Annotated in this window: 25 protein-coding genes; 12 read left to right on the forward strand and 13 right to left on the reverse strand. The window is 68.6% G+C overall.

Annotation, left to right across the window (positions count from 1 at the left end; all coding sequences use genetic code 11):
- Positions 1 to 1,851 carry a permease gene (locus tag K2R93_14655; GenBank protein ID MBY0491080.1) on the reverse strand — a complete coding sequence of 617 codons (1,851 nt, stop codon included), beginning with the start codon at positions 1,849 to 1,851 and terminating at the stop codon, positions 1 to 3.
- Positions 1,852 to 1,870: 19 nt separating this feature from the next.
- Positions 1,871 to 2,509 (reverse strand): phosphatase PAP2 family protein, encoded by a 639-nt coding sequence (locus K2R93_14660; protein ID MBY0491081.1) that lies wholly within the window; start codon positions 2,507 to 2,509, stop codon positions 1,871 to 1,873.
- 27 nt (positions 2,510 to 2,536) lie between these two features.
- Here K2R93_14660 and K2R93_14665 point away from each other — a divergent pair, with 27 nt between their 5' ends.
- The 6 genes from K2R93_14665 (at position 2,537) to bioB (ending at position 8,133) form a co-directional block, all read left to right on the forward strand.
- Positions 2,537 to 2,917: a transcriptional repressor gene (locus K2R93_14665; protein MBY0491082.1), complete on the forward strand. Its 381-nt coding sequence runs from the start codon at positions 2,537 to 2,539 to the stop codon at positions 2,915 to 2,917.
- Positions 2,914 to 3,552 carry an SCO family protein gene (locus tag K2R93_14670; GenBank protein ID MBY0491083.1) on the forward strand — a complete coding sequence of 213 codons (639 nt, stop codon included), beginning with the start codon at positions 2,914 to 2,916 and terminating at the stop codon, positions 3,550 to 3,552. Before K2R93_14665 ends, K2R93_14670 begins: the two co-directional genes overlap by 4 nt.
- Before the next feature lie 10 nt (positions 3,553 to 3,562).
- Entirely contained in the window at positions 3,563 to 4,762 is a 1,200-nt protein-coding gene (gene bioF / locus K2R93_14675; protein ID MBY0491084.1) for an 8-amino-7-oxononanoate synthase, read from the forward strand.
- A 43-nt stretch (positions 4,763 to 4,805) separates the two neighbouring features.
- The gene (locus K2R93_14680; GenBank protein ID MBY0491085.1) at positions 4,806 to 6,110 is read left to right on the forward strand and encodes an adenosylmethionine--8-amino-7-oxononanoate transaminase; all 1,305 of its coding nucleotides are present in this window, start codon (positions 4,806 to 4,808) and stop codon (positions 6,108 to 6,110) included.
- Positions 6,103 to 6,852: a dethiobiotin synthase gene (gene bioD, locus K2R93_14685; GenBank protein ID MBY0491086.1), complete on the forward strand. Its 750-nt coding sequence runs from the start codon at positions 6,103 to 6,105 to the stop codon at positions 6,850 to 6,852. The genes K2R93_14680 and bioD overlap by 8 nt, the downstream gene beginning before the upstream one ends.
- 219 nt (positions 6,853 to 7,071) lie before the next feature.
- Entirely contained in the window at positions 7,072 to 8,133 is a 1,062-nt protein-coding gene (gene bioB, locus K2R93_14690; protein ID MBY0491087.1) for a biotin synthase BioB, read from the forward strand.
- A gap of 30 nt (positions 8,134 to 8,163) precedes the next feature.
- Here bioB and K2R93_14695 read toward each other — a convergent pair whose 3' ends face one another.
- Positions 8,164 to 8,814 (reverse strand): DsbA family oxidoreductase, encoded by a 651-nt coding sequence (locus K2R93_14695; GenBank protein MBY0491088.1) that lies wholly within the window; start codon positions 8,812 to 8,814, stop codon positions 8,164 to 8,166.
- Positions 8,815 to 8,962: 148 nt separating this feature from the next.
- On the opposite strand from K2R93_14695, the gene pdxH reads away from it, so the two are divergent.
- The 4 genes from pdxH (at position 8,963) to K2R93_14715 (ending at position 11,525) form a co-directional block, all read left to right on the forward strand.
- Entirely contained in the window at positions 8,963 to 9,601 is a 639-nt protein-coding gene (gene pdxH, locus K2R93_14700; protein ID MBY0491089.1) for a pyridoxamine 5'-phosphate oxidase, read from the forward strand.
- On the forward strand, positions 9,598 to 10,470 hold the full coding sequence (locus K2R93_14705; protein MBY0491090.1) for a phosphodiester glycosidase family protein: 873 nt from the start codon (positions 9,598 to 9,600) through the stop codon (positions 10,468 to 10,470). The genes pdxH and K2R93_14705 overlap by 4 nt, the downstream gene beginning before the upstream one ends.
- 131 nt (positions 10,471 to 10,601) lie before the next feature.
- The gene (locus tag K2R93_14710; GenBank protein MBY0491091.1) at positions 10,602 to 10,745 is read left to right on the forward strand and encodes a hypothetical protein; all 144 of its coding nucleotides are present in this window, start codon (positions 10,602 to 10,604) and stop codon (positions 10,743 to 10,745) included.
- A 114-nt stretch (positions 10,746 to 10,859) separates the two neighbouring features.
- Positions 10,860 to 11,525, forward strand: coding sequence for a hypothetical protein (locus K2R93_14715; protein ID MBY0491092.1), 666 nt, complete (start codon positions 10,860 to 10,862; stop codon positions 11,523 to 11,525).
- A 26-nt stretch (positions 11,526 to 11,551) separates the two neighbouring features.
- On the opposite strand, the gene K2R93_14720 is transcribed toward K2R93_14715, so the two are convergent.
- The 7 genes from K2R93_14720 to fadI form a co-directional block, all read right to left on the reverse strand.
- On the reverse strand, positions 11,552 to 12,295 hold the full coding sequence (locus K2R93_14720; protein ID MBY0491093.1) for an SDR family oxidoreductase: 744 nt from the start codon (positions 12,293 to 12,295) through the stop codon (positions 11,552 to 11,554).
- A gap of 40 nt (positions 12,296 to 12,335) precedes the next feature.
- A complete protein-coding gene (gene rsgA / locus K2R93_14725; GenBank protein MBY0491094.1) occupies positions 12,336 to 13,283 on the reverse strand; it encodes a ribosome small subunit-dependent GTPase A in 948 nt (315 codons plus the stop codon).
- On the reverse strand, positions 13,280 to 13,570 hold the full coding sequence (locus K2R93_14730) for a hypothetical protein (GenBank protein ID MBY0491095.1): 291 nt from the start codon (positions 13,568 to 13,570) through the stop codon (positions 13,280 to 13,282). The genes rsgA and K2R93_14730 overlap by 4 nt, the downstream gene beginning before the upstream one ends.
- Before the next feature lie 79 nt (positions 13,571 to 13,649).
- Positions 13,650 to 14,579, reverse strand: coding sequence for a proline dehydrogenase family protein (locus K2R93_14735; GenBank protein ID MBY0491096.1), 930 nt, complete (start codon positions 14,577 to 14,579; stop codon positions 13,650 to 13,652).
- Positions 14,580 to 14,662: 83 nt separating this feature from the next.
- Entirely contained in the window at positions 14,663 to 15,196 is a 534-nt protein-coding gene (locus K2R93_14740) for a DinB family protein (GenBank protein ID MBY0491097.1), read from the reverse strand.
- Between the two features lie 65 nt (positions 15,197 to 15,261).
- Complete coding sequence (gene fadJ / locus K2R93_14745) at positions 15,262 to 17,433, reverse strand: fatty acid oxidation complex subunit alpha FadJ (GenBank protein ID MBY0491098.1); 2,172 nt, start codon at positions 17,431 to 17,433, stop codon at positions 15,262 to 15,264.
- Complete coding sequence (gene fadI, locus K2R93_14750) at positions 17,430 to 18,725, reverse strand: acetyl-CoA C-acyltransferase FadI (GenBank protein ID MBY0491099.1); 1,296 nt, start codon at positions 18,723 to 18,725, stop codon at positions 17,430 to 17,432. Before fadI ends, fadJ begins: the two co-directional genes overlap by 4 nt.
- A gap of 60 nt (positions 18,726 to 18,785) precedes the next feature.
- Between fadI and K2R93_14755 the strand changes: the two genes are divergently transcribed.
- Positions 18,786 to 20,447 (forward strand): glycerol-3-phosphate dehydrogenase/oxidase, encoded by a 1,662-nt coding sequence (locus K2R93_14755; protein MBY0491100.1) that lies wholly within the window; start codon positions 18,786 to 18,788, stop codon positions 20,445 to 20,447.
- Positions 20,448 to 20,449: 2 nt separating this feature from the next.
- Complete coding sequence (locus K2R93_14760) at positions 20,450 to 21,193, forward strand: SDR family oxidoreductase (GenBank protein ID MBY0491101.1); 744 nt, start codon at positions 20,450 to 20,452, stop codon at positions 21,191 to 21,193.
- A 126-nt stretch (positions 21,194 to 21,319) separates the two neighbouring features.
- Here the strand turns inward: K2R93_14760 and K2R93_14765 are convergent, their stop codons facing one another.
- The 3 genes from K2R93_14765 to K2R93_14775 form a co-directional block, all read right to left on the reverse strand.
- Entirely contained in the window at positions 21,320 to 22,300 is a 981-nt protein-coding gene (locus tag K2R93_14765; protein MBY0491102.1) for a zinc-dependent alcohol dehydrogenase family protein, read from the reverse strand.
- An 8-nt stretch (positions 22,301 to 22,308) separates the two neighbouring features.
- Positions 22,309 to 22,794, reverse strand: a complete 486-nt coding sequence (locus tag K2R93_14770; protein ID MBY0491103.1) for a GreA/GreB family elongation factor — start codon at positions 22,792 to 22,794, stop codon at positions 22,309 to 22,311.
- A 128-nt stretch (positions 22,795 to 22,922) separates the two neighbouring features.
- Complete coding sequence (locus tag K2R93_14775; GenBank protein ID MBY0491104.1) at positions 22,923 to 25,016, reverse strand: TonB-dependent siderophore receptor; 2,094 nt, start codon at positions 25,014 to 25,016, stop codon at positions 22,923 to 22,925.
- Positions 25,017 to 25,206 lie beyond the last annotated feature (190 nt).

The raw sequence follows: 25,206 nt of genomic DNA on the forward strand, positions 1-25,206 counted from the left end.
TCACGCCTCGGCGAAGGCGAGTTCGCCCAGGAACCCGCGCGCGCCGCGGCGAATCACGCTGGCCGCGTAGAGCACACCGCACAGGATCACCGACAGCAGCTGGATCGGCGTGCCGGTTGTCTCGGTCGCGAGCGCCGGCTGCGACGCGGCGAGTGTGGGCAGGGCGATATTCACCAGCACACCGAGCGCGATGGCAAAGCCGATCATGGCGGCGGTGAAGCCGAGCGCGAAGGCGCGTCCGTGCATGCGCGTGAGAATACCGATCGTGGACACGTTGCTCGCCGGCCCCGTGAGCAGCAGCGCGAGACCGGCGCCCGGGGATACGCCCGCCGCGATCAGCACGGCCACCAGCGGCGTGGAGGCGCTGGCGCAGATGTAGAGCGGCAGGCCGATCATGGCGAACACCACGACATCGAGCCCCCGGGGCAGCGCGGCCAGCCACGAGCCCTGCAGAATGGGAGCGGCCATGGCGGCCAGCAGCAGCCCCACGAGAATCCACGGCGCGGTGTGATCCACCATTTCCCCAAAGCCTGACCGCGCCGCCTGCGTGAGCCGGTCGCCCAACGTCCGCGCAACGACCGGCGCGGCCATCGGCAGGCCGCGCGGCTTCTTGGTGATCCGCGCACCCATCACCATCGCTACACCAAGCGCCGCCGCGCCCGCGGCCACTACACGTACGATGGCGAACGGCGTACCCAGCAGCGGGATCGAGAGCATGATCGCGTCAATGCCGAGCTCCGGCGTCGCCACGAGGAAGGCAACTGCCGCGGTGGTGCTTGCGCCCTGCTGAATGAGCTGCTGGTACAGCGGCACGACGCCGCATGAACAGACGGGGAGCGGCAATCCCACCGCCATGCCGGCCACGCCCTGGCGCAGGCGCGACCCGCGGCTCATCCAGCTCAGGCTCCCCACCGGCACGAACGCGTGCACCAGCCCCGCAGCGACATAGGCGAGCAGCACCGCCGGGGCGCTATCGAGCGCAAGCCCCCAGAGTGTGCGCCACGTCTCGAGGATGGGGATGGCCCCGGTTTCGTCGCGCTTGCTCAAATACAACAGCACGAGCAGCGCGATCCCCAGCAACGCCCCCACACCATTGGGCCACGGCGCGGGTGCATGTGAATGCCCGTGCGCGTCGGCCGACGCGTGGTCATGCGCGTGGTCATGCGCATGGTCATGCGCATGACCGTGATCGTGATCGTGATCGTGCGCGGCAGTAGGCGCATGGACATGACGCTCATCATCATGCGCGTCGTGTTCATGATCGTGCGCCGGATGCGCGATGACGTGCAGCAGCGATCCGCCCACGAGTCCCTCGAACCACAAGCCGGCGCGCTCCGGCAGCACGGCAAAGATCGTGGGCTCGGCGAGGTACCCGAGCACGGTTACGATGGCCATACCCGCCAGCACCAGCCACGACACCTTCGGACGGTCGCCCAGCACCCACCAGATCATCAGGCTCACCGGCAGCTGATGCAGCAGCACGCCGTAGCCCAAGAGGTTCTGGGTATCGGCATCGCTCTGCGCGATGGCGCTGCCATCGAGCGCGGAATGGATGGCGAGGCCGATGATCGCGAGCGTGAGGACCGCCGTGTGCGTCCGCTGTACGCCGTAGTGAAAGAGCCGCTCGGCGATGGTGGGGAGCGCGAAGCCCAGCACCATGAACAGCGCCGCGAAGACATCGCGGTGCTCGAGCGCGTGCGGGATGATGTCGAGCAGCACGAGCCCGCCGATCGTGACGAGCACGAAGCCGTCGATGAAGGCGAGCATCTGCGGACGCGTCCGCGCCGACCGCGCCAGTAGCGGGCCCGAGCCAAGGGCTCCAAGACTGGTCAACAGCAGCGCGGACGACATGCCTTATGCTAACCTATTATCAGCTAGGATCCAACCCGCCGGCACCCGGGTCCGGAACGCGGAGTCGGCTCGCCAGCAGCTCCCCGACGGCCACCCCCAGGCAGGCCGCCACGACCGTGTCGCTCAGGAAGTGGGCGTTCGCCATGACCCGCGTCAGCCCACACCCGGCCGCCAGGCCGTAAAAGACCCAGCGGGCCCGCGGAAAGATCCGCGCGAGCGCCGCCGCGCCGGCGAAGGCCACGAGTGTGTGACTGCTCGGCAGCCCCATCCCCTTGTTGGACCAGAAGTGGTCGCTGTAGGGGCGAAAGGCGTAGCCGAAGGTGGTGTCGTCGGGGCGCAGCCGGCGGGACAGGATCTTTCCCACTTCCGCCACGATCCCGCCAACCGTGGGAGAGAGGGCCAGATACGCCGCCACGCGGCCGCCCGGCGGTCGGTCTCGCAGCTGCAGCCAGTACGCCAGCGCCACCGCGCCCCAGGTGGGCAGATAGCCCAGAGAGCGCAGCAGGCGCCCCCAATCCTTGTCGTAGACGTCGGGCATGCGCAGCGCCCGCCACGCGAGCGGGTCGGCCCCATGCGCCACGGCGATCACCACCAGCGAGACGATCAGCCAGCGCGTCCACGAAAAATGCGACGAGTGCTCCGACGGCGGTCGCGTCATGCGCGGGAATCTACCCATATTTGGTGAATGGAACGCAACACGAAGCAGCGCGATGCCATTCGCGAGGTGTTCGAGCGCACGGCGCGGCCCCTGGGGCCCACCGAAGTGCTCGAAGCGGGGCGCGCGCAGGTCGCCGGCCTGGGGATCGCGACGGTCTACCGGACGATCAACTCGCTCGTCGAAAGCGGGTGGCTGGTGCCGGTGGAGCTCCCGGGCGAAGCGCCGCGCTATGAGCGCTCGGGCGCGGCCCACCATCACCACTTCCGCTGCCGCTCGTGTGATCGCGTGTTCGAGATTCAGGGGTGCCCGGGCGACCTCGCCGACCTGACGCCGGCGGGGTTTGTGCTCGAAGCACACGAGGTGGTGCTCTACGGCGTCTGCGCCAGTTGTGCCGGAGGTGCGTCGTGACTCGTGCCCTCACGTTGCTCGCCACCGCAGCGCTCGCGCTCGCGGCCGCCTGCTCCCCGGAGCTCAAGGGGGAAGCGGTCACTCCGGCGCGCGATCTGCCCGCGTACGAGTTCACGCGCGCGGATGGCTCGCACTTTTCCACCGGCCCGTCGAAGGATCAGCTCACGGTGCTGTTCTTCGGCTACACGCACTGCCCCGACATCTGCCCCACGACGCTCGCCGACTGGAAGCGCGTGCACGCCAAGCTTGGCGACGACACAGCCAAGGTCCGCTTCGTCTTCGTGTCGATCGACCCCGAACGCGACACACCGGCCATCGCGCAGCAGTACGCGGCGGGGTATCACCCGTCGTTCATCGGCCTCGCGGGAGACACGGCCACGGTGTGGCGCATGGTGAAGACGTTCGGCGTCGCCGTGATTCCCGATGACGCGCAGACCCAGCAGCCGATGCCGGTGCCGATGCCCTCAGGGCCATCGATGGCCAACATGCAGCACATGCACGGCGCCGACACGACCAAGCTGATTGGCCATTCGTCGCAGGCCTTCCTGCTCAATCGGAAGGGCCAGCTGGTAGCGATGTATCCCCCGGGGACGGGGTGGCAGACGCTGCTCGCCGATCTGCAGGCGCTGTTGTAGGGCGGTGGCGATGTCGACCAAACTCCATCTGCCGCCGAGCACCATGAACGCCGCGCTCGACGAGGAGCTGCGTGCGCTGCAGGCGGCCGGCCTCAAGCGCTCGCTCCGCCAGGTGCAGCAACGCCGCGCCGGCACCGTGCTCCTGGGCAATGAGCGCGTCTCCGATTTTGCGAGCAACGACTATCTCGGCCTGGCCAGCGAACCGCGTGTGGCGCGGGCGGCGATGGCCGTCCTGCAAGCCGAGGGCGTGGGCGCTGGCGCCGCGCGCCTGATCTCGGGGAACTTCCCCATTCACGAAGCGCTCGAGCACACGCTGGCGCGCCTCAAGGGGTGCGACTTCACCCTGCTGTTCCCGTCGGGATACATGGTGAACACGGGCGCCATTCCGGCGCTCGCGCAGCATGGCGACGTGATCTACAGCGACGAACTCAATCACGCGTCGCTCATTGATGGCTGCCGCCTGGCGCGGGCGGCGGTGCGCGTGTTTCCGCACAACGATCTCGACGCGCTCGATGCCATGCTGCGCGAAGAGCGGCACCGCTATCGCCGCGCGCTGATCGTGGTGGAAGGCGTCTATTCCATGGACGGCGACTTCTGCCCGCTGGACCGACTGGTGACGATCGCCCGCACGCACAACGCGTGGACGTATGTAGACGACGCGCACGGCACCGGCGTGCTGGGCGAGACGGGCTCGGGAACCATCGAGCACTTCGGCATGAAGGGGCAGGTCGACATCGTCGTCGGCACGCTCGGCAAGGCGCTCGGCACGTCGGGCGCGTATGTCGGTGGATCGAAGGAGCTCGTGGAGTATCTCGTGAGCAAGGCGCGGTCGTTCATCTTCACCACCGGTTCGCCGCCGGCCCTCGCCGCGGCGACGCTGGAAGCGCTGCGCATTGCCGATGTCGAGCGGTGGCGGCGGGACGCGGTGCGCGATCGCGCGCGGCGCCTCCGCACCAAGCTCGCTGTCGGCGGTCTGGCGATTACCGGCCCCGAAGATGGGCACATCGTGCCGGTGGTGGTGGGCGACGCGGTGCGAACCATGGCCGCTACGGCGGAACTGCGTCGGCGCGGTTTCCTGGTGGGCGGCGTGCGTCCGCCCACGGTGCCGCCGGGGACGTCGCGCCTGCGGATTTCGGTGAGTGCGGTGCATCCGGTGGAGCTGGTGGATGCGCTCGCGGTGAATGTGCTGGACGTGCTGACGCGCGTCTGATCGTTCGATTTGTCGGCGCGTGCGCGCGCCCTGCCCTGGTGTTATGAGCGAGAATCTCCTGCTGCACGATGCCGCGCATGTGTGGCATCCCTATACCCAGCACTACCAGAGCCCCATGCCGGTGCCGATCGCGCGCGCCGAGGGGAGCTGGCTGTACCGTGATGATGGCACGCGCATTCTCGATGCGATCTCGAGCTGGTGGGTGACCACGCACGGGCACTGCCGCCCGGAGATCGTGCAGGCGATCGCCGAGCAGGCGCGCACGCTCGATCAGGTGATCTTTGCCGGCTTCACCCATGAGCCGGCGGCGCTGCTGGCGAGTGCGCTGGTGTCGCGACTGCCACGTGGGTTGAACCGCGTGTTCTTCTCCGACAACGGGTCGACGGCGGTGGAAGTCGCGATCAAGCTCAGTGTGCAGAGCTTTGCGAACGCCGGCACGCCGCGGCGGCTGGTCGCGGCGCTCGAGCACGCGTATCACGGCGATACCTTCGGAGCGATGGCGGCCGGGGCGCGCGGCGTGTTCACGCAGATGTACGAGCCGCTGCTCTTCGAGGTGGCGCGCCTGCCCGACCCCAGCGAGGGCGATACGCTGGCGGCGCTCGATGCGCTCATTGTCGACCGCGGGAGCGAGCTGGCGGCGGTAATCGTGGAGCCGCTCATTCTGGGCGCCGGCGGTATGCGGGTCTGGGACGAATCGGTACTCCAGGGCATCCGCGCACGGACGCGGGCCGCGGGGGTGCATCTCATCGCCGACGAGGTGATGACGGGCTTCGGGCGTACCGGGCCGCTCTTTGCCTGCGACCGGGCGGATGTGCAGCCGGACCTGATCTGCCTCTCCAAGGGGATCACCGGCGGCGTGCTAACGCTCGGCGCCACCGTGGCCACCGAGGCCATTTTCGACGCGTTCCGGAGCGAGGACCGGCGGAAGACCTTCTTCCATGGGCACTCGTACACGGCCAATCCGATCGCCTGTGCGGCGGCGCTGGCCAGCCTCGAGCTCTTCGACGAAGCCAGCGAGGACGACCGCATCCGGATCGAGGTAGCCCAGGCGCGGCACCTCGCGGATCTCGCGGACACGAGCGGGGTGAAAGCAGTGCGACAGCTGGGTACGGTTGCCGCGGTCGAGCTCGACGCGGCACCGGGCTACCTGAGCGATATTGGCCGCGAACTCGCGGCGTTCTCGCTCGAGCAGGGGGTCCTCATCCGCCCCCTCGGGAACGTGGCCTACTGTCTCCCTCCGTACTGCACCACCGACGACGAACTCCAGCAGGTCTACACCGTGCTCCAGCGCTTCCTCTCCGGCGAACGTGCGGCCCCCCTCACGCCGGGTGGGCCGATCGATGACTGAGCTGCTCACCGGCGTCCGTCGCCTGGCCGTCACCGGGACCGACACTGGCATCGGCAAGACGGTGGTGGCCTGCGCGCTCGCCGCGCTGGCCCGCGAGCGCGGCATGCGCGTGGGCGCCATGAAGCCGCTCGAAAGCGGCATCGAAGAGCGCCCGATTGGCGAGGACGGACTCGCGAGTGATGCTGAGCGCTTGCGGCGGGCGTGCGGATCGGTGGATTCGTTGACGGACGTGCGACCCTACGTGCTGCGTGAACCGCTGGCGCCGATGGTCGCGGCGCAGCGCGCGGGGGTGGCCATTTCACTCGATGAGCTGGAACGTGCGCGCCTGGTGCTGGAGCGTGATCGCGAGCTGTTGCTGGTCGAAGGCGCGGGTGGGCTCATGGTGCCGATCACGCCGTCCCTGAACTACCTCGACCTCTTCGCGCGCTGGGAGTGCGAGCTGCTGCTCGTGGCAGGAAACCGGTTGGGCGTGTTGAACCACGTGCTGCTCACGCTGCGCGCCGCCGAGTCGGTGGGCATTCCGGTGGCGGGGGTCGTGCTCACCTCGATCTCGCCGCGCGATGCGTCGCTGGCCGAGGCGACCAACTACGACGCGCTGCGCCAGCTCGTGCCGTCGGTGCCGTTGTATCGCTTTCCGTGGATTGACCGGTGCGATGACCTCGAGGCGCTGGCCGTGGCGGCGGCGGGGGCGGGGCTCGATTCGGTGCTGGCGACTGGCATTGTGCAGGCGGACGGCCTGTAGGAACAGCTGGTGCTCGCTTCGTTCGCGAGCAACGGGGGAACGGAGGGGGCACGGCGCAGAGCCACAATTCAAGAGTGTTTTTTCATTCTTTTTGGTGGTTTATTGGTGATGCAGCGGGAACGCTGCGATCCCCCCGTTCCCCCGTTGCTCGCGAGCGAAGCGAGCACCAGCTGTTCAGCGATCCAGCAGCCCGCGCTACCCCATCCGAAGCACACACGCATGTCTCAGCCGAACTGGCAGTCCCTCGCCGACAAGTCGCTCGCCGGAGAGCTCCTCACCCGTGACGAAGCGCGTGCGGTGTTGAACGCGCCCGACAGCGAACTGCTCGACCAGCTGGCCGCCGCCTATCGCGTGCGGCGGGCGGCGTGGGGGAACCGGGTGCGGCTGCACTTCCTGCTCAACGCCCAGAGCGGCCTCTGCCCCGAAGACTGCGGCTACTGCTCGCAGAGCAAGATTTCGGCGGCGGAGATCGAGAAGTACCCCATGATGGCGCAGGACAAGATCATGGAGGCGGCCGATCGCGCGGCGCAGCTCAAGGCGGGGACGCTGTGCATGGTGATCAGCGGGCGCGCGCCGGGCGAGACGGTGTTCGGCAAGGTGCTCGACGCCGTGAAGGCGGTGCGCGCCAAGCACGATCTCAAGATCTGCGCCTGCCTGGGGCTCCTGAATGAAGAGCAGGTGCTGCGCCTCAAGGAGGCCGGTGTCGAGACGGTGAACCACAATCTCAACACGTCGGCCAACTACACGCCGGAGATCGTCTCCACGCACACGTTCGAAGATCGCGTGAACACCGTGGAAGCCGTGAAGAAGGCCGGCATGAAGACGTGCAGCGGCGGCATTCTGGGGATGGGCGAAAGCGACGACGATGTGATCGATCTCGCGCTGTCGCTCCGGGAGCTCGACGTGAAAAGCGTACCGGTGAACTTCCTGATCCCGGTGCCCGGCACGAGCTTCGAAGGGCAGAACGCGCTCAATCCGCGCCGCTGCCTGCGCATGCTCTGCCTCTATCGTTTCCTGCTCCCCACGCAGGAAATCCGCATCTCTGGTGGACGCGAAGTGCACCTGCGCAGCATGCAGGTGATGGGGCTCTACCCCGCCAACTCAATCTTCGTGGGCGACTACCTCACCACGCAGGGGCAGACGGCGCGCGAAGATCTGCGCATGATCGAAGACGCCGGCTTTGTGCTCGAAACGCCCGAAGGCGAGGAGTACACGGGCGACCCGATGGAAGGCGTGCCCGACGCCTACCCGCGCGCGCCGCTGCCGCTGGTTGAAGTCTGATCGAGATGACGGGCGAGACTACGTGCGAGACTACTTGTCGGCGGCGACGCGCGTGAGCGCTTCGACAAAGACATGGAGCGGCTGCGCACCGCTCACGCCGTAGCGCCCATCGAGCACCACGAACGGCACGCCCTGGATTCCGAGGCGTGCCGCTTCGTTTTGGCTCTGCTGCACATCCACATCGTAACGGCCGCTGGTGAGCACCTCGCGCGCGTCGGCGTCGGTGAAGCCATGCGCGGTGGCGATGCCGACCAGCGTCTCGAGGTCACCGGTATCCTGGCCGAGCTCGAAGTGCGCCGCAAAGAGCGCCTCCACCAGTGGCCACGGATCGCGCCCCGACTGCTGCGCGTGCAGCACCAGCGCGTGCCCGCGCACGGTGTTGGGAAAGCGCGTGATGCGCTCGAAGTGAAACGGAATGCCATCGGGCGCGCCGGCCTCGGTCACGCGCGCAAACATCGGCGCCGCCGCGGCACGTCCCCCGAACTTCTCGGACACGAACGTGTCGAAATCGCGTCCCTCCGCCGGCATCGTCGGGTCGAGCTGGAAGGGACGCCACGTGACCTCGAACGTCTCCTCGGGGTGCGCGGTCCGGACCTGCGCGAGCGCGGTGAAGAGGCGGCGGTCGCCGATCCAGCACCAGGGACACACCAGGTCGGCGTACAGCTCGAGGGAGATGGGCATGGGTTGGCGGGCGGTGACGGCGGAAGCCTGTACGGCGGAAGCTGGACAGCGGGAGCTTAACACCGGGGACCGCGGTTCTCGATGTCCAGCTCCCGATGTCCAGCTTCCGGAGTGCAGGCTTCCGAAGTGCCGGGGTAGATTTCTCCGCATGAGCATTGCCGATATCCGAACCGACTATCGGAAGGCGTCCCTCTCCGAACACGACGTCGCCGACGATCCCATTGTCCAGTTCCAGCGCTGGTTCGACGACGCGCTGAAGGCCGAGGTGCTCGAGCCGAATGCGATGACGCTCGCCACCGCCACGCCCGATGCCTACCCGAGCGCGCGTACGGTGCTGCTCAAAGACGTGGATGCGCGCGGATTCGTGTTCTATACCGACTATCGCAGCCGTAAGGGTCAGGAGCTCGCCGACAATCCGTGCGCGTCGCTCTGCTTCTTCTGGCCGGAACTCGAGCGGCAGGTGCGCATCAACGGCGCAGTGCAGCGCGTGAGTCGCGCCGAGAGCGACGCGTACTTCCAGTCGCGCCCGCGTGGCAGTCGCATTGGGGCGTGGACGTCGGCGCAGAGCAGTGTGCTTGAGTCCCGTGAAGTACTCGAGGCGCAGCTCGCCGCCAACGAGCAGCGCTTTGGGCCCGACGGCCATGTGCCGCTCCCCGATCATTGGGGCGGCTTCCGCGTCGTGCCGGAGGAAATCGAGTTCTGGCAGGGGCGGTCGAGTCGGCTGCACGATCGCGTGCAATTCCGGCGGGAAGCCGGCATGTGGGTGAAGCGACGCCTGTCGCCGTGAGGGGTGGGCGCGCGCTGCTGCTGGGTGCGCTGGTCGTGGCTGGCGCCCCCGAGCTGGGCGCGCAGGCGACGTCCATCCGCGCGGTGTCCTGCAGCACGGCGCGCACCAAACCGGCTGCGCCCACACTGCGCTGGCGCGGCACCGCCGTGCGCTGGGCCGAGTGGCCCGTGGAGCTCGGCGCGACGCGCGTGCGCAACCGGCTGATTGTCGTGCTGGTCGATCCGGCACGCGTTGCCGTGTCGCTCGACATCGCGCGCCGCGGCGACGCGCTCGCGCCGTGGAACATCGACGTGGCCCCGACCGATGTGGCCCTCGCACTCAATGCGGGGCAGTTCACCGATGATGGCCCGTGGGGGTGGGTGCGACATAACGGTCGCGACCAACAGGCGCCGGGGAGCGGCACCCTCGCGGGCGCGCTCGTGGTGGACACCACCGGTCGCGTGGCGATTCTCCCGGCCGCGCAGCTCGCCGCGGCGCGGCAGGATGCGCGCTGGCGTGAGGCCGTGCAGTCGTATCCCCAACTGCTCGCGGGTGGCGCCCCACTACCCGCGGTGTGCGGCGGCGATGCGCTCGACCTCACGCACCGCGATGCACGTCTCGTGGTGGGCGTGCGAACCGACGGCACGGTCGTGATCGTGATGTCTCGCTTTGCCGGCACCGGGAGCCGCATGGCCCCCGGCATGGAACGGGTGCCGATCGGTCCGACGACACCCGAAATGGCCGAGGTCGCCAGACGATTGGGCGCCGTGGACGCGCTCATGCTCGACGGCGGCCTCTCGGCGCAGCTCCTCGTGCGCGACGGTACGACCGAGCAGCGGTGGCCCGGGCTTCGCGCCGTCCCCTTGGCGCTCGTGGGCCGCGTCCGCTGAGCCACGATCGGCGAGGCCGCCCACCGCGCCCCGGTCATCCGACCCGTCCGGCGCGGGCCGCTTGCCGATAGCGTCACGACTGGTTGATTAGTGACAGTCCGTTTCACCGTCTGCCCACGCCGGAGTGCCCAATGCGCCGTTCCCGACTGATGACCGCTGCGCTGCTCGCCGGCGCGGCCCTGAGTGCCACCGCCACGCCCGCGCACGCGCAGCTGGGCAAGCTCAAGAAGCTCGGCGCCGATGCCATCAAGGAAGCGGCCAAGGCCAAGGCGTAGGGGAGCGAGCCGGAAACGACGAAGCCGGCCGCCGGATCACCGGCCGCGGCGGCCGCCAAGGCCAGTGCGCCAACCAAGAAGGCCGACTACTCCATCACCACCGAGCGACTCGATGTGCTGCTCGCCAGCCTGCAACCGCTCGTCGCCGATGCGGAGAAGCTGGCAGCCGGTCGGAAGGCGGAAGCCGAGTACACCGCCAAGAAGGAGGCGGCCGAGGCCTGCCTGCAGCGCGCGACCAAGATGTTCAATCCGATGGCCATGAGCATGGACGAGAAGCGGCAGGCGCGCGTCGACGCCCTCACCAAGCAGCTCGAGGCCGTGAACAAGCGCTCGCAGGCGGCGATGGCGAAGGACGACTTCAAGAACGCCATTGCGCTGCGCGACACGTCGATGGTGCTCACGATGATGCAGGGCATCATGACGATCGGAGCGAACTGCACCTATCCGTACATGCCAGCGGCCATGATCGAGGCGCAGGCCGCCGCCGAGAAGAACCCGCGTGCCGGATCGGACGACAGCGACAACAACGGGTCCTTCGACCCCGGGCCGGCCGCCAAGAAGGTCATGTCGTATCAGGAGTTCGGCATGGTCCGTGAACGGGCGGCGCTGTGGGCGATGGCGCAGGCCAATCCATCGATCGCAAAGGGATCGGAAGGCAAGTTCACGCCCGACGAAGAAGCCGTGCTGGCCGCCAAGGCGGCGCAGGTCAAGAAGCTCGCCGATCTCTTTCAGACCAACGCGCTCCGCTGGAGCACGTGGGGCGACCTGAAGAGCTGGTAAGTCGATCCCGGGGGATGCGTGCGGCGCTACTTGCTCCGCACGCTCCCCAACCCGCCATCAATACCGAAGACCTGACCGGTCACCCACTGCGCATCCGGACCGGTCAACCACGCCACGAGCGACGCCACCTCGCGAGGCGTCCCCACGCGCCCCAGGGCATGCATCGCCTGCGAGGCCGCGAGCGCCGGCGCCGAGCCCGTGATGCGCGCCGTGAGCGGCGAGTCAACGAGTCCGGGCGCGACCGCATTCACGCGCAGCCCGCGCGGCGCATATGTCGCGGCCGCCGAACGCACCAGCCCCTCCACCCCGCCCTTCGCGGCGGCGATCGCCTCGTGATTGGCGAGCCCGATGCGAACCGCCGCGGTGCTGCAGAGCACCACGCTGCCGCCGCCGGTCATCACCCGCGCCGCGGCCCGCACCACACCGAACGCCGTCGTGAGATTCTGCGCGATGACCTGCGCATACTCCTCGGCGCGCGTGAGATGCGCCGGCTTGAGCAGCAGCGAGCCCGCGGTATTCACGATGGCGCCGAGCGTCGTGCCCTGCGCCGCGGCGTGCGCGGCGGCGGCGTCCACGAGGGCATCGATCTGCGCCCAGTCGGTGGCATCGGTCACGAGCGTCGGCGCACTGAGTTCGGCACCGAGCGTCGCCAGGGGATCGGCGCGACGCGCGGCAAGAAAGAGCGGCACCTGGGCCGCGTGGAGCTGCTGCGCGAGCGCCTGACCGATGCCGCCGGTCGCGCCCACGATGAGAACAAGAGGAGCCGTCATGCGGAGCCAATCGCTCGCCCCGGCAGGCGGTTCCTGCGAGTTACGCCGACAGCTCCTCGCGCAGCTTGCGGTAGCTCTCGTGCCGTGCGCGGGAGACCGTTCCGGACTCGACCGCGTCCAGAATGGCACACCCGGGCTCCACGCGATGCGTGCAGTCGGCAAAGCGGCAGGTGTTCATGAGCGGCCGGAACTCCGGAAAGCAGTGCGCCACATCGTCGGCGTGAATACCCCAGAGGCCCACCTCGCGCAGCCCCGGCGTGTCGGCAATGAAGCCGCCTCCCGGGAGCGGATGCAGCACCGCGCCCACCGTGGTATGGCGCCCCTTGTTGACGCTGTCGCTCACCTCCGCCGTGCGGAGATCGAGCCCCGGGAAGAGATGATTCATGAGCGAGCTCTTCCCCACGCCGGAGGGACCACTCAACGCACTGCACCGCCCCTGCAGCTCGGCGCGCAGCGCATCGAGCCCCTCGCCCGTCTTCACGCTGGTGTAGTGCACCGGGTAGCCGGCCGCCGCATGATCGGCGAACCAGGCGTGCGAGGTCTGCTCGCTTACCAGATCGCACTTGTTCACCACGATGCGCGCGGCGAGATCGTTCGCTTCGGCGATCACGAGGAAGCGGTCGAGCATGCGCGGATGCGGATCGGGACGCGCCGCGGCGAACACCACCAGCACCTGATCGAGATTCGCCACCACGACGCGCTCGCCGCGGGCACCGCCGGGCGCTCGCCGTGACAGCTTGCCATGCCGCTCGTGGATGGTGGTGATCGTGCACCCCACGGTTTCGTTCGGGTCGACCGTCATGGTGACGCGATCACCCACCGCGAGCTTGAGGATGCCCTGGTCTTCTCGCTTGAGCCGGCCGCGCATGGAGGCCTGCACCACCGCGCCGGAATCGGTGCGCACGTCCCACACGCCCCCGGTCCCCTGAATGACGACGCCATCGACAACGATCTCGCCATCGGGCATGGGGAACACGACGGCGGTCATGTGCTCCCCTCGCCGCGACCGCGAATCAGGCCGTCGAGCGTGGCCTTCACCACTTCCAACCGCATCGCGCCGAGTTGGTGGCGCACGACGCCTTCACTCGCGCCCGTCACCAGAAAGCCCGTTTCGAGATGGCCGGTGACTTCCGGCTCACCGGCGCCCCAGCGCACGAAGAACAGGTACGCGCCCCACGGCGCCGAACGATCGCCGGTGGTATCGGTGAGGATGTCCGCCGAATACGACGCGCCATCGGCGCCTTCGAAGGCAGCGGGACGCTTGTGGACGGCCATGTAGCCGCCCAAGGTGCGTTCATCTCCCGCGTCGTGATCGGGCGGGAGGTGGTGGCCAGCGTGGCCGCTCAGATGGACCTCAGCGACGGAAACTCTCCTTCACAATGTTACCGGCCATGAACGCAATGTTCGCGGGACGTTCGGCCAGGCGGCGCATCAGGTACGGGTACCACTGGCTCCCGAAGGGCACATACACGCGCATGCGGTACCCCTCGCGCACGATCTGTTCCTGCAGGTCACGCCGGACGCCGTAGAGCATCTGGAACTCGAAGCGATCGGGGCTGATCCCCTTCTCCTTCGCGAATCGCTTGGCTTCGGCGATGATCGCCTCGTCATGCGTAGCGATGCCGGGGTAGCGCCCGTGCTCCATGAGCTGGTGCATGGCGGCGACGTAGTTCTTGTCCACGTCGGCCTTGTCGGGGAACGCCACCGTGGGCGGCTCGAGATAGGCGCCCTTGCAGATGCGCACGCGGCACTGGAGCCGGTTGGCACGGGCCACGTCGTCGAGCGTGCGGCGCAGGGAGCTCTGCAGCACGACGCCGACGTTGTTCTCGTGCCCCGGATAGAGCTTCTGCTCGAAGGTGTCGAGGGTGCGATCGGTGTAGGCGCTCGACTCCATGTCGAGACGGACAAAGCTGTCGTACTGCTTCGCCCGGCCAATCACCTCGCGCACGACCTCGACGCCCAGGTCATCGGAAATGTCCTGCCCCAGCGCCGTGAGTTTGACCGAGACATTCGCATTGAGCTTGCGCTCGGCGATGCGGTCGAGGATCTCGAGATAGTGGCGGCCGGTGGCGCGGGCCTCGGCTTCGCTGTGCACGCTTTCGCCGAGCAGATCGAGCGAGGCCGAGATGCCTTTGGCGTTGAGCTGCGCCACCGCGTCGAGCGCGGTGGCAATGGTTTCGCCGGCCACGAAGCGGGACGCCATCTTCCGCGCGAAGCCGACGTTCTTGATCAGACTGAAAATGCGCTGCTGGCGCGAGAGATACAGCAGGGAAGACCGGAGCATGGGGGAAAGCTAACGGACGACCCTTGCCACGGGAGCTTTCCGCCCCGCGTCCGGCCCCCTTCGCCCCCGGCCAGGCCCATGCCTCACGCGACCGCCGCCGCGATGGCGTCGATCTGCACGAGATGGCGCCGCTGATGCTGCGCCACGAGCAGGGCCCACTGATACCCGTTCAATTCGCCCAGGAAGGGGTGCGGGTACGTCTTGGTGTTGAGCGCGCGCCCCGACCCGGCCTTGAGCGAACTGATCAGCCGCTCCCGCGACGCGCTCTGTCTGGCCAGCGCATCGGCCATCGGCACCCCGGTGGGCTTGACCATATCGGGCGCGGCGAGCTTCCGGAGCGGCTTCTCGACCTGAAAGCGCGCCATCGTGGGGCCAATTGGATCGGTTTCGCTATCCGTGGTGCCCTCGAGCTGCTTGAGCATCCCGCCAATCAACCGGCCGGTGCTGTCTTCGAGCATCATCAAGTGCTCGATGACTTCGGCGATGGTCCACGACTCGGCGTTCGGGCGCGCGGTGTGCGCGCTCGCCGGCACGGCGGCGATGGCCGCGTGCATCTGCGCCTGCGCGGATTCGAGCTCGGCGACGACTTCGGCAATGCGCGGATGGAGGGAGAGCATGGCGGGATCGGCGGTCGGGAGACAGGGGGGAGGGGGGAGGGGGAAGAGTCCCCCGCTGCTGAATTCTACGGGTGAAACGGGCGCCCGCTGTCGGCGTGGTTCATGAGCAGCCGGGCGGGCGTGAAGCGACCGGGGTGGCGGGCCTCGATCTCCTCGAGTTGGCGCACGACATCTCGAGCACCCAGGGTGTCGAGGTAGCGGAACGGCCCGCCCAGAAATGGCGGAAAGCCGATGCCGAACACGGCGCCGATATCGCCATCGCGCGGCGACCGGATGATGCCATCCTCGAGACAGCGGACGGCCTCGTTCAGCATCGGGAGCACACACCGCCGCTGAATGTCCTCCGGGCTCGCGGTGAGGCGGCTCGTACCGGCAGCGGTCAGCGCGTAGACGCCGTCGTCTACCCCGAGGCGCTTGCCACTGTCGTCGTAGCGATAGAAGCCCTTCCTGGACTTGCGACCGAGGCGGCCGCCTTCGATGACGTTGCGCAGGGCCGCGGGCGCCTGCAGGCGATCGCCGAAGGCGGCGGCCATGATCGGCCCGCTCTTGCCGGCGATATCGAGCCCCACTTCATCCAGCAGCGTGAACGGCCCGACCGGGAATCCGAACCGGACCATCGCCTCGTCGATGGCGTCCACCGAGGCCCCCTGATCGAGCAGGCGCCCCGCTTCGTTCAGATACGGCGTCAGAATGCGGTTCACGTAGAAGCCCGCCCCGTCCTGCACCACGATCACCGTCTTCCCGATCTGCTTGCCGTACGCCACGGCGGTGGCCGTGGTCTCGGCGCTCGTCTCGGGGGTCACGATGACTTCGAGCAGGGGCATCTTGTGCACCGGCGAAAAGAAATGCATGCCGATGACCCGCTCGGGGTGCGCGGCCGCCTTCGCGATGTCACGAATGGGGATCGTGCTGGTGTTCGACGCAAAGATCGCGTTCGGCGCCGCGTCCTGCACTTCGCGCAGCACGGTGTGTTTCACCGCGAGATCCTCGAAGACTGCCTCGATCACCAGATCGGCGTTCGCAAAGCCGCGGTAGTCGGTGGTGGGGCCCACGAGCGCCATCGTGTCGTCGAACTGCAGCCGGGTCAGGCGCTTCCGCTTGAGCTTCTCGCGCACCACGTCGCGCACCGCCTTGTAGCCGGCCGCGACGCGTTCCACCGATGCATCCTTGAGGCGCACGAGCGTGCCGGCCTGCACGGCCACGCTGGCAATGCCCGCCCCCATGAAGCCCGCCCCGAGAATGCCGATCTTGCGGACCGGGCGCGGCGCCCCCTTCACATCGGCGGCGAGACCCGAGTCCTTCTTGAGCGCGGTGGTCGCGAAGAACAGATACGCCAGTTGCCGGCACTGCGGCGACACGGTGAGCTGCCCAAACTGCGCCGCCTCGGCAAGCAAGCCGGCTTCCATACCCTCCGTGTAGCCCAGCTGCACCACGTCGAGGGCCGCAAGCGGCGCCGGATAGTGCCCACGCGTCTTCTTGAGCACCGTCTCACGCGCCTTGCGGAACACGAGCTTGCGACCGAGGGCGTTCTCTTCGAGCAACATCGCCGTGGCGGTGTGCGGACGCTCGCGTACGGCCGGCGCGGCGCCTCGCGCGAGCTCGCGCACGCGGCGTAGCGCGACCTCCTGCAGAATGGCGGGGTGCACCAGTTCATGCACGAGCCCCATCTGCCAGGCCTTCCGGGCGCGGATGTTCTTGCCCGTGAGGATCATGTCGAGCGCGGCCTGCAGCCCGACCAGCCGCGGCAGCCGCTGCGTCCCGCCGGCGCCGGGAATGAGGCCCAGCTGCACTTCGGGGAGTGCGAGCACCGTCTTGGCATGCTCAGTGGCGATGCGATACGTGCACGCGAGTGCCACTTCGAGCCCGCCGCCCAGCGCCGCGCCGTGTATGGCGGCCACCACCGGCTTGCTGAAGGCCGCCACGCGATCGAGCAGCTGCTGCCCGCCGCGCGACAGCGCCTCGCCCTGCGCCGCGCTCGTTACCTTCGCCAGCTCGTCGATATCGGCGCCAGCGATCCACGTGTCCTTCTTCGCGCTGAGCAGTACGAGCCCAAGCAGATTGCTGTCGCCCTGCACCCGCGCCAGGATCTGCTCGATGATCGGCGCGACGCGCGTGTTGAGCGTGTTCACCGGCGACGCGGGCTGGTCATACCGAAGCACGGCCACGCCATCGGTGGCGAACAGCGTGATCCCCGTGGTGCTGTCGTCCAGCAGCACCGTGCCGGTCACGTCGCTCATGCGCGCTCCACGATCATGGCGTGCCCCATGCCACCCGCGGCACACACCGTCAGCATGCCGAACTGCCCGCCGCGCCGCACCAGTTCGTTGCACAACGTGGTCACGATGCGCGCGCCGGTCGCGCCAAAGGGATGACCGATCGACAGAGATCCCCCCAGCACGTTGAGCTTCTCCGGGTCCACCTCCCCCACCGGTTCGCTGAATCCCGCGCGCTCGGCCCACGCCTTCGAGGCCAGACCCTGCAGGTTGCTGAGCACCTGCGCGGCGAATGCTTCGTGCATGTCCACCAGGTCGAGATCGCGCAACGACAGGCCGGCGCGCTTGAGTGCCACCGGCGCCGCCAGCACTGGCGCCTGCAGCAGCTGCTCGCCTGGATCGACCGCCGCGTAGGCATAACTGCGGATATACGCCAGCGGTGTGTACCCCAACGCCTTGGCGCGCTCCTCGCTCATGAGCAGCACCGCGCTCGCGCCATCCGTGAGCGGGCTCGCATTCCCCGCCGTCACCGTGCCGTACTGCCGGTCGAACACCGGCTTGAGCGCGGCGAGCTGTTCGTAGGTGGAGTCCCGTCGCACGCCGTTGTCGGTCGCGAGCATCTCGGTGTACGCGGGCGGCACCGGAACCGGTACGATCTCCGCCGTCAGTCGCCCGTCGGCGAGCCCGGCCGCCGCCCGCTGATGGGAGCGAAGGGCAAAACGGTCCTGCGCCTCGCGCGCGATGCCATTGAGCTTGGCCATCTTGTCGGCGCTCTGCCCCATCGACTCGCCGGTACTGGGCTCGGCGATGGCCGGCGTGATCGGCACGAAGTCCTTCGGACGGATGCGCGCCAGCGTCGCTAGCCGCTGCGACAGGCTCTTGGCCTTGGACGCGGCGACGAGGATATCGCTCATCCCGCGGGAATGCAGAATGGGTACCTGCGTGAGCGACTCGCTGCCACCGGCGATGGCGACGTCGGCGTGACCGAGCGCGATCTGATCCGCCGCATCGGTAATGGCCTGATTCGCCGACGCGCACGCGCGCCCGACGGTGTAGGCCTGCACCGTCTTGGGGAAGTGCGGCAGCAGCGCCACTTCGCGCGCGATATTCGGCGCGAGGACCGACTGCACCACAGTACCGAAGGTGAGCAGATCGACCGTCGCCCCGTCGAGGCTCGTGCGCTGCACCAGCTCACTCACCGCCAGGCGGCCAAGATCGATGGCCGTGTACTCCTTGAGCGCCGTCCCCGAGCGGGCGAACGGCGTGCGGACGCCGGCCACAATGGCCACGCGCCGCCCGTTACCAAAGGTGGGCATGCGCCCAAGCTAACCAGCGGGCCGACTGGCGGCACTCGGTGCCGCGGCGCAATGTGCGGTATGCGTCCCGCCGTTGCCGCCCGCCAGGAAGCCCTGCTCGCCCTCAGTCGCACACCCTTTGACGTCCTCGTCATTGGCGGCGGCATCGCCGGCGCCGGCGTGGCCCGGGAGGCCGCGCTGGCCGGCCTCCGGACGGCGCTGCTCGAGCGCGACGATTTTGCGAGCGGCACCTCGAGCCGTTCCTCCCGGCTTGTTCACGGTGGCGTCCGCTATCTCGAACACGGCCATCTCGGGCTGGTGTTCGAATCGAGTCGGGAGCGGCGCCTGTTGCTTCAGCTGGCACCGCATCTGGTCCGCCCGCTCGCCTTCACGTGGCCGGTCTATGCGGGCGCCCGCGTCCCCCAGTGGAAGGTGCGCGCCGGACTGCTGCTGTACGACGCGCTCGCGCTCTTCCGCAATGTGCATGCGCACGAGGGGCTGAACGCGGCGGCCGTGCTCGAGCACGAACCGGCGCTGGCGCGCGACGGGCTCGAAGGTGGGGCGCGCTATTGGGATGCGGCCACGGATGATACGCGCCTCACGCTCGCCACGGCGTTGGCCGCGCGCGACGAAGGGGCCGTCGTGATGAACCACTGCACCGTCACTGGCGCCCTTCGTGAAGGGGAGCACCTCGCGGGGGTCGAGGCGCTGGATCGCCTCACCGGCGACGCCTTCGCCGTGCGCGCGCGGGTGGTGATCAACGCCACTGGCCCGTGGAGTGATGCGACCGCCCTGTTGACCGGGGGCTCGCCAAGTCAGGGCGGTCCGCAGGTCATGGGCTCCGCAGGTGCGCACCTCGCGGTGCCACGCCAACGGCTCGGCAATCGCGACGCGGTGACCCTCGTCAGCCCGCTCGATGGGCGCGTGATGTTCGTCATTCCGGCGGGTCCGCACGCGATCATCGGCACCACCGAACGCCCCGCCCATCACGGCCCCGATGAGATCCGGGCCACCGAGGCTGACGTCACCTACCTGTTGCAGTCGGTGAATCGCCTGTTTCCGCATGCGATGCTCACTCCCGACGACGTGATCTGCGCCTGGTGCGGGATCCGCCCGCTCGCCGCCTCCCGCGCCGGCGAACACTCGGCCAACGCGGCGTCGCGCGAGCATGCCATCACCACACGCGCTGACGGCCTGATCTCGGTGACGGGTGGCAAGCTCACGACCTACCGCGCCATGGCGGCCGACGTGTTCAAGGCCGCTTCGCGCGCGCTTGGTGATACGACGGCCACACGGCTGCATGACCCCGACCCCAGCGATGCCACACCGCTGCCGGGGGGCGACCTGGCCTCCGTCCCTGACGCCGTGCGCGAGGCGCGGGAGACGGTGCACGACGCCGCCGTGGCCGAGCGTCTGGTGCACGCGTACGGCAGCCGGTGGCGCTCGGTGTGGAGCTACGCGCAGCGCGACCCGGCGCTGAGCGCGCGGCTGTCGGAACAGTTGCCCTACCTGCTCGCCGAAGTGATGTACGCCGCCGAGCGTGAACTGGCGTGCACCCTGAGCGATGTGTTGATTCGCCGCATGCACGTGGCGTTCGAAACGCGCGATCACGGTCGCGCCGCCGCCGCGCGCATCGCCCCGCTGCTGCAGACCGCGCTGGGGTGGAGCGACGCCGACCGTGCCCACCAGCTCGCCGCCTATGAGGCCGACGTGACGCGCCTGTTTACCATCGACTCCCTCTGACCATGCCGCAGCCCTTCGCCGACAAAGTCGCCTTCATCACCGGTGGCGCCTCGGGCATCGGCGCCGCCGCAGCGCGCGCGCTCGCCGCCGGCGGCGCGCACGTCGTGCTTGGTGATGTCCAGTACGACGCCGCCGTGGCAGTGGCCGATGCGATCGGCGCCGCCGCCGTGACCTGTGACGTGCGCCACGATGCCTCGGTGGCGGCGGCCATTGCCGCGACGGTGCAGAAGCATGGGCGCCTGGACTTCGCGCTCAACGCCGCAGGGATCGGCGGCGTGCAGGAGAAAACCGCGGAGTACCCAGCCGAGATGTGGGACATCGTGATCGATGTGAATCTCACCGGCGTCTATCGCAGCATGCGCCACGAGATCCCCACCATGCTCATGACCGGCGGTGGCGTGATCGTGAACATCGCGAGCGTCGCGGGCCTGAACGGCTTCCCGCGCCACGCGGCCTACGCCGCCAGCAAGCACGGCGTGGTGGGGCTCACGCGCACCGCCGCACTGGAGTACGGGCGCAAAGGCGTCCGCATCAACGCGCTCTGCCCGGGCTTCACGATGACACCGATGGTGCAGCGCATGATCGACAACGGGACGCCGGCCGCCGCGCTCGAGGAGCGCATCCCCGCCGGCCGAATTGCGTCCGCCGAGGAGATCGCCGAGACCGTACTCTACCTGTTCTCGCCGGCAAGCGCCTTCATGCACGGGCATGCGTTGGCCATCGATGGCGGGCTGACGGCGGGGTGAGTTTGGCGGGACGGCCTTTTCACTGATCACATCCGAGACATCCGAGCGATCCAAGACGCCTGAGCACCGCGGTGCCAGGTTGCCTTGGATCGCTCGAATGCCTTGGATGCAATCAGTTCATCTCGTTCACGGCACCAGAAGAATCTTGCCGTCGCGCCCGCCAGTCGCCGCCGCGGCGACGGCGTCCTTGATCTGCGCGAGCGGATAGGCGTGATGCACGCGCGTCTTGAGCTCACCGCGCAGCACGAGCCCCGCGAGTTCTCCGAAGAGCGCCTGCTGCGCCTGTGGCGTGGCCTGCCGGAACCACCACGCGAGCCAGAAGCCCTTGAGGGTGATGTCGCGGAAGACGAACGAGCCCGGCGCGATCTTGCACGCCTCGCCGCTCAGCGCGCCGTAGTTCACGACCGTGCCGCCCACCGCTACGCTTTGGGCGATGCGATCGGTGGCGCTGCCGCCCACGGCGTCGAGCCCGAGGCGGATCTTGGCCTTCCCGGTGGCATCGGCGACGCGCTTGGCGAGATCCGGCCCGTCCACGAGCACCACATCGCCACCGATCGCCTGGAGCGGCGCGATGGCGTCGTCGCGACGCACCACGCTCACCGTGCGCAGGCCGCGACGCTTCGCGAGCTGAATCACATACTCGCCCACGCCGCTGTTGGCGGCATTCTGAATGACCCAGTCGCCCGGGGCGAGCAGCACGAACTCCGAGAGGAGCAGCGAAGCCGTGGGCGGGTTCACGGTGAGCATGGCGAGCTGCTGCGGATCGCCACCGGGCGGCAGGCGCATCAGCCCGGCCGCGGGCGCGACTTTGTGCGACGTCCAGGTCCCGGTGCCGACAGGCATCAGCGCCTGCTCGCCCACCGCCACGCCGGTGACGCCCTCGCCAAGCGCGGCGACGCGCGCGACCCCTTCGTTGCCTCCCACGGCGGGCAGTGGCGGCAGCATGCCATACTGTCCGGTGAGCGTCAGCACGTCTGACGGATTGATCGGGGCCGCCAGCAATTCGAGCAGCACCTCACCAGCGCCGGGCGCGGGTGTGGGCCGCTCGACGCAAGCGATGACGTCCTGCGGGATCGGCCCGCGTGCCGCGTACTCAGCGCGATGCATACCGCTCCTTAGACGAGATCGTCGGCGTTGCGATCGTGAATGGTCTGCAGCTCGACGATCTGCAGGCGGCGCACCTTGGTGGGCAGCTTGAGAATGGCCTGATCGCCCACCCCCTTCCCCTGCAGCGCCCGCCCGATCGGCGAGCCCATCGTCACGTGCGAGTCGTCGAGCTCGCCGGCATCACCGAACACGAGTTCGTACGTTTCGCGCTTGTTGGTCGCCTCATCCTGCACGACGACCTTCGACCCGAGCCCCACCTTGTCGGCAGGGATTTGGGCGATGTCGATATTGGCCAGCTTGGTCACGCGCTGCGTGAGCTGCCCGAGGCGCGCCTGCACGAACTGCTGCCGTTCGAGCGCGGCCTTGTACTCGCTGTTTTCCTTGAGGTCACCGAGCTCCACGGCTTTGCGGATTTCGGCGGGCAGCGTGACATTGAGCTCGAACTGCAGCGTCTCAACCTCGCGGGCCATCTTGGCGATCAGATCCTGAAACATGCGGGGTACCGGCCAGAAAAAAACGCGAGCGCCCGGCGGGGGGGCCGGGCGCGCGGACAGGAGAAATGTGCAGAAGGCGGGCCGAGGGGGCAACCGGCGTGCGACGGGCCGTGCCGGCGCGTGGCCGCTCAGTAGGAGAGGCTCAGCCGCAGCGCCCGCCCACTCCCGGGCATGATGTTGTTGTTGCCGTTCGATGTCGCGGCGTAGCGGGTATCGAGCAGGTTCTCCACCTGCAGCTGCGTGGAGAGCCCGAGGGGGAGCCCCAGGAACAGGCCCGCATCCACGCGGGTGAACCGCGGCAGACGCACGGTGTTGTCGATCGCCGCGTAGCGGTCGCCCTGATGCACCACCCCCAGCGAGAGGGCCGTGCGGCGCGTCACGCGGACCTTGTTCCAGAGCGACGCGGTCGTGTGCGGCACGAGCGGCACACTCGCGCCCGCTGCGGCACTGCTCGTGCGGCTTACCACGCGAGCGCGCTGCACCGCCACGCCGCCCATGACATCCCAGCGCGCCGTTACCGCCCCCTGCAGCCCAAGCTCCACCCCGCGGCTCTGCTGACGCCCCGTCTGCACCAGCCGTGTCGGATCGAGCGGGTCCGGTGCGGTCGTGTTGGAGCGATCGAGGATGAACCACGCGGCGGTGACGTCGAGCCCACGCGCGGCAGCCCACTTTACGCCCGCTTCCCGATTGCGAAAGGCCTCCGGGGCGAGCGTCGCCGTGCTGGCGGTCAGCGCGCTGAACTGATCGCCGCTGCTCGGCAGGTACGCCATCGACCACGCCCCGTAGAACGACAGCGAGGAATCCGGCGTCAGCACCAGCGCCCCGCGCGGCGCCAACAGGTGATCCGTCCGCGAGAACATCGCCCCACTGCGCCGATCGCGCAGCTGCGACGTGAAGCGATCGTGACGCACGCCGCCGAGTACGCTGACATGACGCCCCACGCGCAGCTGCTCCTGCGCGTACACGGCCGCGACGCGCGCCTCGGTCACATTGTCGGCGTCAGTCGCACTTTGGCGAAACGTCACCGGGACCGTCACCGTGGGGGTGAGCGGAGAGGCGGCAAACGTCGTGCTGGCGTTGTTGAAGTAGGCCGTTTCGCGACGGTTCGCGGTGCGCTGTGCACTGAGCTCCGCGCCGAGGAGCAACGTGTGCTGCAAGCCACCACGCGCGGCCTGCCAGATCACGTCGGTCTGCTGAAAGCGATTGTGGCGATCGTTGGCGGTGTTGTACCCGCCGAGCGTGAATTGCGTGCCGGCCGCGTTGAGCGCGCTGCTTGCAAAGGTGTTCTGGTAGAACTTGTCGTAGTGCGCGCCACGCGTGTGCGATCGGATCTCGAGGCCCGGTCGGACGCTCCACGTCGCCATGAGGTAGCCACTGTTCGCGGTCAGGCGTGACGTGTTGTAGCGCGGGTCGCCGACAAACCGCCGGGCATCCATTGGCGACGGCCGTCCATTCCAACTGGGTAAGCCGCGATCCACGACGCGGTGGTCCAGGAATCGCTCCGCTCCTCCCTGCAGCAACACCGGGCCGACGAGCAAGGCGACGGTGGGGTTGATACCGCTCCGGTCGTAGCCGAACTCGCGGCGGAATCCGCTCCCCGCTTCATGCAGCAGATTAAGTCGCGCGGCCGTGCCGGGGGCAATCGCCTGTCCGATATCAAGCGTGACGCGTCGTTGATTCCAGCTGGCCGTCTCCACCCGGCCGTTCCGCACCGGCGTGAACGTCGCCTGTTTCATGACCCGGTTGATGACGCCGCCGCCGCCGCCGCGGCCGAAGATGGCCGCGTTCGACCCCTTGAGCGCGTCCAGCTGCGCGACGTTGTACGTGTCACGGTAGTACTGGGCGTCGTCGCGCACGCCATCTACGAAAAAGTCCGCCGTCGTGCTCTGGCCACGAATCGTGGGCGCATCGCGATGCCCCTCGCCCTGCCCCATGACGACGCCGGGGACGTACTCGACCGCCCGCTGCAGGTTGGTGAGGTTGAGATCGCGCATCAGCGGCGCCGAGAAGCTGGTAATCGCCTGCGGGATCTCGCGCAGTGGCGTGGGCGTCTTGGTGCTCGAGCGGGAGGTCGCGGGCCGGTAGCTGCCAGCACGAGCCCCGTCGGCGCGTACCTCCACGCGCCCGAGCGCCTGGGCCGCGGGGCGCGCGGGAGCGGCTCGGCGGGCAGCCGAATCGCGTGGCGCTGTGGTGGTGTCTTGCTGCAGGGCTGCCGCAAGCATGAGTGATAGGACGGGGACGGGCATATCGATCATCTCTCTTGAGAACGACTCTCAACTAACGTGATCGAGTATAGCCACCTAATCCCGATCTGATCAATCGGTATTTTTCCCTACAACCGCGTCCGAAGATTCCCGTTCGGCTCGTACCAGTTTTTCTGACCGGGTCAGGGAAAGTCCATTGCTCCCCCGG

It is taken from the genome of Gemmatimonadaceae bacterium, assembly GCA_019752115.1.
Lineage (GTDB): Bacteria > Gemmatimonadota > Gemmatimonadetes > Gemmatimonadales > Gemmatimonadaceae > Gemmatimonas.

Bases quoted from the DNA above. Each gene is read 5' to 3' on its own strand.
- K2R93_14655 (MBY0491080.1), bottom strand. From the start codon at position 1,851: ATGTCGTCCGCGCTGCTGTTGACCAGTCTTGGAGCCCTTGGCTCGGGC.
- K2R93_14660 (MBY0491081.1), bottom strand. From the start codon at position 2,509: ATGACGCGACCGCCGTCGGAGCACTCGTCGCATTTTTCGTGGACGCGC.
- K2R93_14665 (MBY0491082.1), top strand. From the start codon at position 2,537: ATGGAACGCAACACGAAGCAGCGCGATGCCATTCGCGAGGTGTTCGAG.
- bioF (MBY0491084.1), top strand. From the start codon at position 3,563: ATGTCGACCAAACTCCATCTGCCGCCGAGCACCATGAACGCCGCGCTC.
- K2R93_14680 (MBY0491085.1), top strand. From the start codon at position 4,806: ATGAGCGAGAATCTCCTGCTGCACGATGCCGCGCATGTGTGGCATCCC.
- bioD (MBY0491086.1), top strand. From the start codon at position 6,103: ATGACTGAGCTGCTCACCGGCGTCCGTCGCCTGGCCGTCACCGGGACC.
- bioB (MBY0491087.1), top strand. From the start codon at position 7,072: ATGTCTCAGCCGAACTGGCAGTCCCTCGCCGACAAGTCGCTCGCCGGA.
- K2R93_14695 (MBY0491088.1), bottom strand. From the start codon at position 8,814: ATGCCCATCTCCCTCGAGCTGTACGCCGACCTGGTGTGTCCCTGGTGC.
- pdxH (MBY0491089.1), top strand. From the start codon at position 8,963: ATGAGCATTGCCGATATCCGAACCGACTATCGGAAGGCGTCCCTCTCC.
- K2R93_14710 (MBY0491091.1), top strand. From the start codon at position 10,602: ATGCGCCGTTCCCGACTGATGACCGCTGCGCTGCTCGCCGGCGCGGCC.
- K2R93_14720 (MBY0491093.1), bottom strand. From the start codon at position 12,295: ATGACGGCTCCTCTTGTTCTCATCGTGGGCGCGACCGGCGGCATCGGT.
- rsgA (MBY0491094.1), bottom strand. From the start codon at position 13,283: ATGACCGCCGTCGTGTTCCCCATGCCCGATGGCGAGATCGTTGTCGAT.
- K2R93_14730 (MBY0491095.1), bottom strand. From the start codon at position 13,570: ATGGCCGTCCACAAGCGTCCCGCTGCCTTCGAAGGCGCCGATGGCGCG.
- K2R93_14735 (MBY0491096.1), bottom strand. From the start codon at position 14,579: ATGCTCCGGTCTTCCCTGCTGTATCTCTCGCGCCAGCAGCGCATTTTC.
- K2R93_14740 (MBY0491097.1), bottom strand. From the start codon at position 15,196: ATGCTCTCCCTCCATCCGCGCATTGCCGAAGTCGTCGCCGAGCTCGAA.
- fadJ (MBY0491098.1), bottom strand. From the start codon at position 17,433: ATGAGCGACGTGACCGGCACGGTGCTGCTGGACGACAGCACCACGGGG.
- fadI (MBY0491099.1), bottom strand. From the start codon at position 18,725: ATGCCCACCTTTGGTAACGGGCGGCGCGTGGCCATTGTGGCCGGCGTC.
- K2R93_14755 (MBY0491100.1), top strand. From the start codon at position 18,786: ATGCGTCCCGCCGTTGCCGCCCGCCAGGAAGCCCTGCTCGCCCTCAGT.
- K2R93_14760 (MBY0491101.1), top strand. From the start codon at position 20,450: ATGCCGCAGCCCTTCGCCGACAAAGTCGCCTTCATCACCGGTGGCGCC.
- K2R93_14765 (MBY0491102.1), bottom strand. From the start codon at position 22,300: ATGCATCGCGCTGAGTACGCGGCACGCGGGCCGATCCCGCAGGACGTC.
- K2R93_14770 (MBY0491103.1), bottom strand. From the start codon at position 22,794: ATGTTTCAGGATCTGATCGCCAAGATGGCCCGCGAGGTTGAGACGCTG.
- K2R93_14775 (MBY0491104.1), bottom strand. From the start codon at position 25,016: ATGCTTGCGGCAGCCCTGCAGCAAGACACCACCACAGCGCCACGCGAT.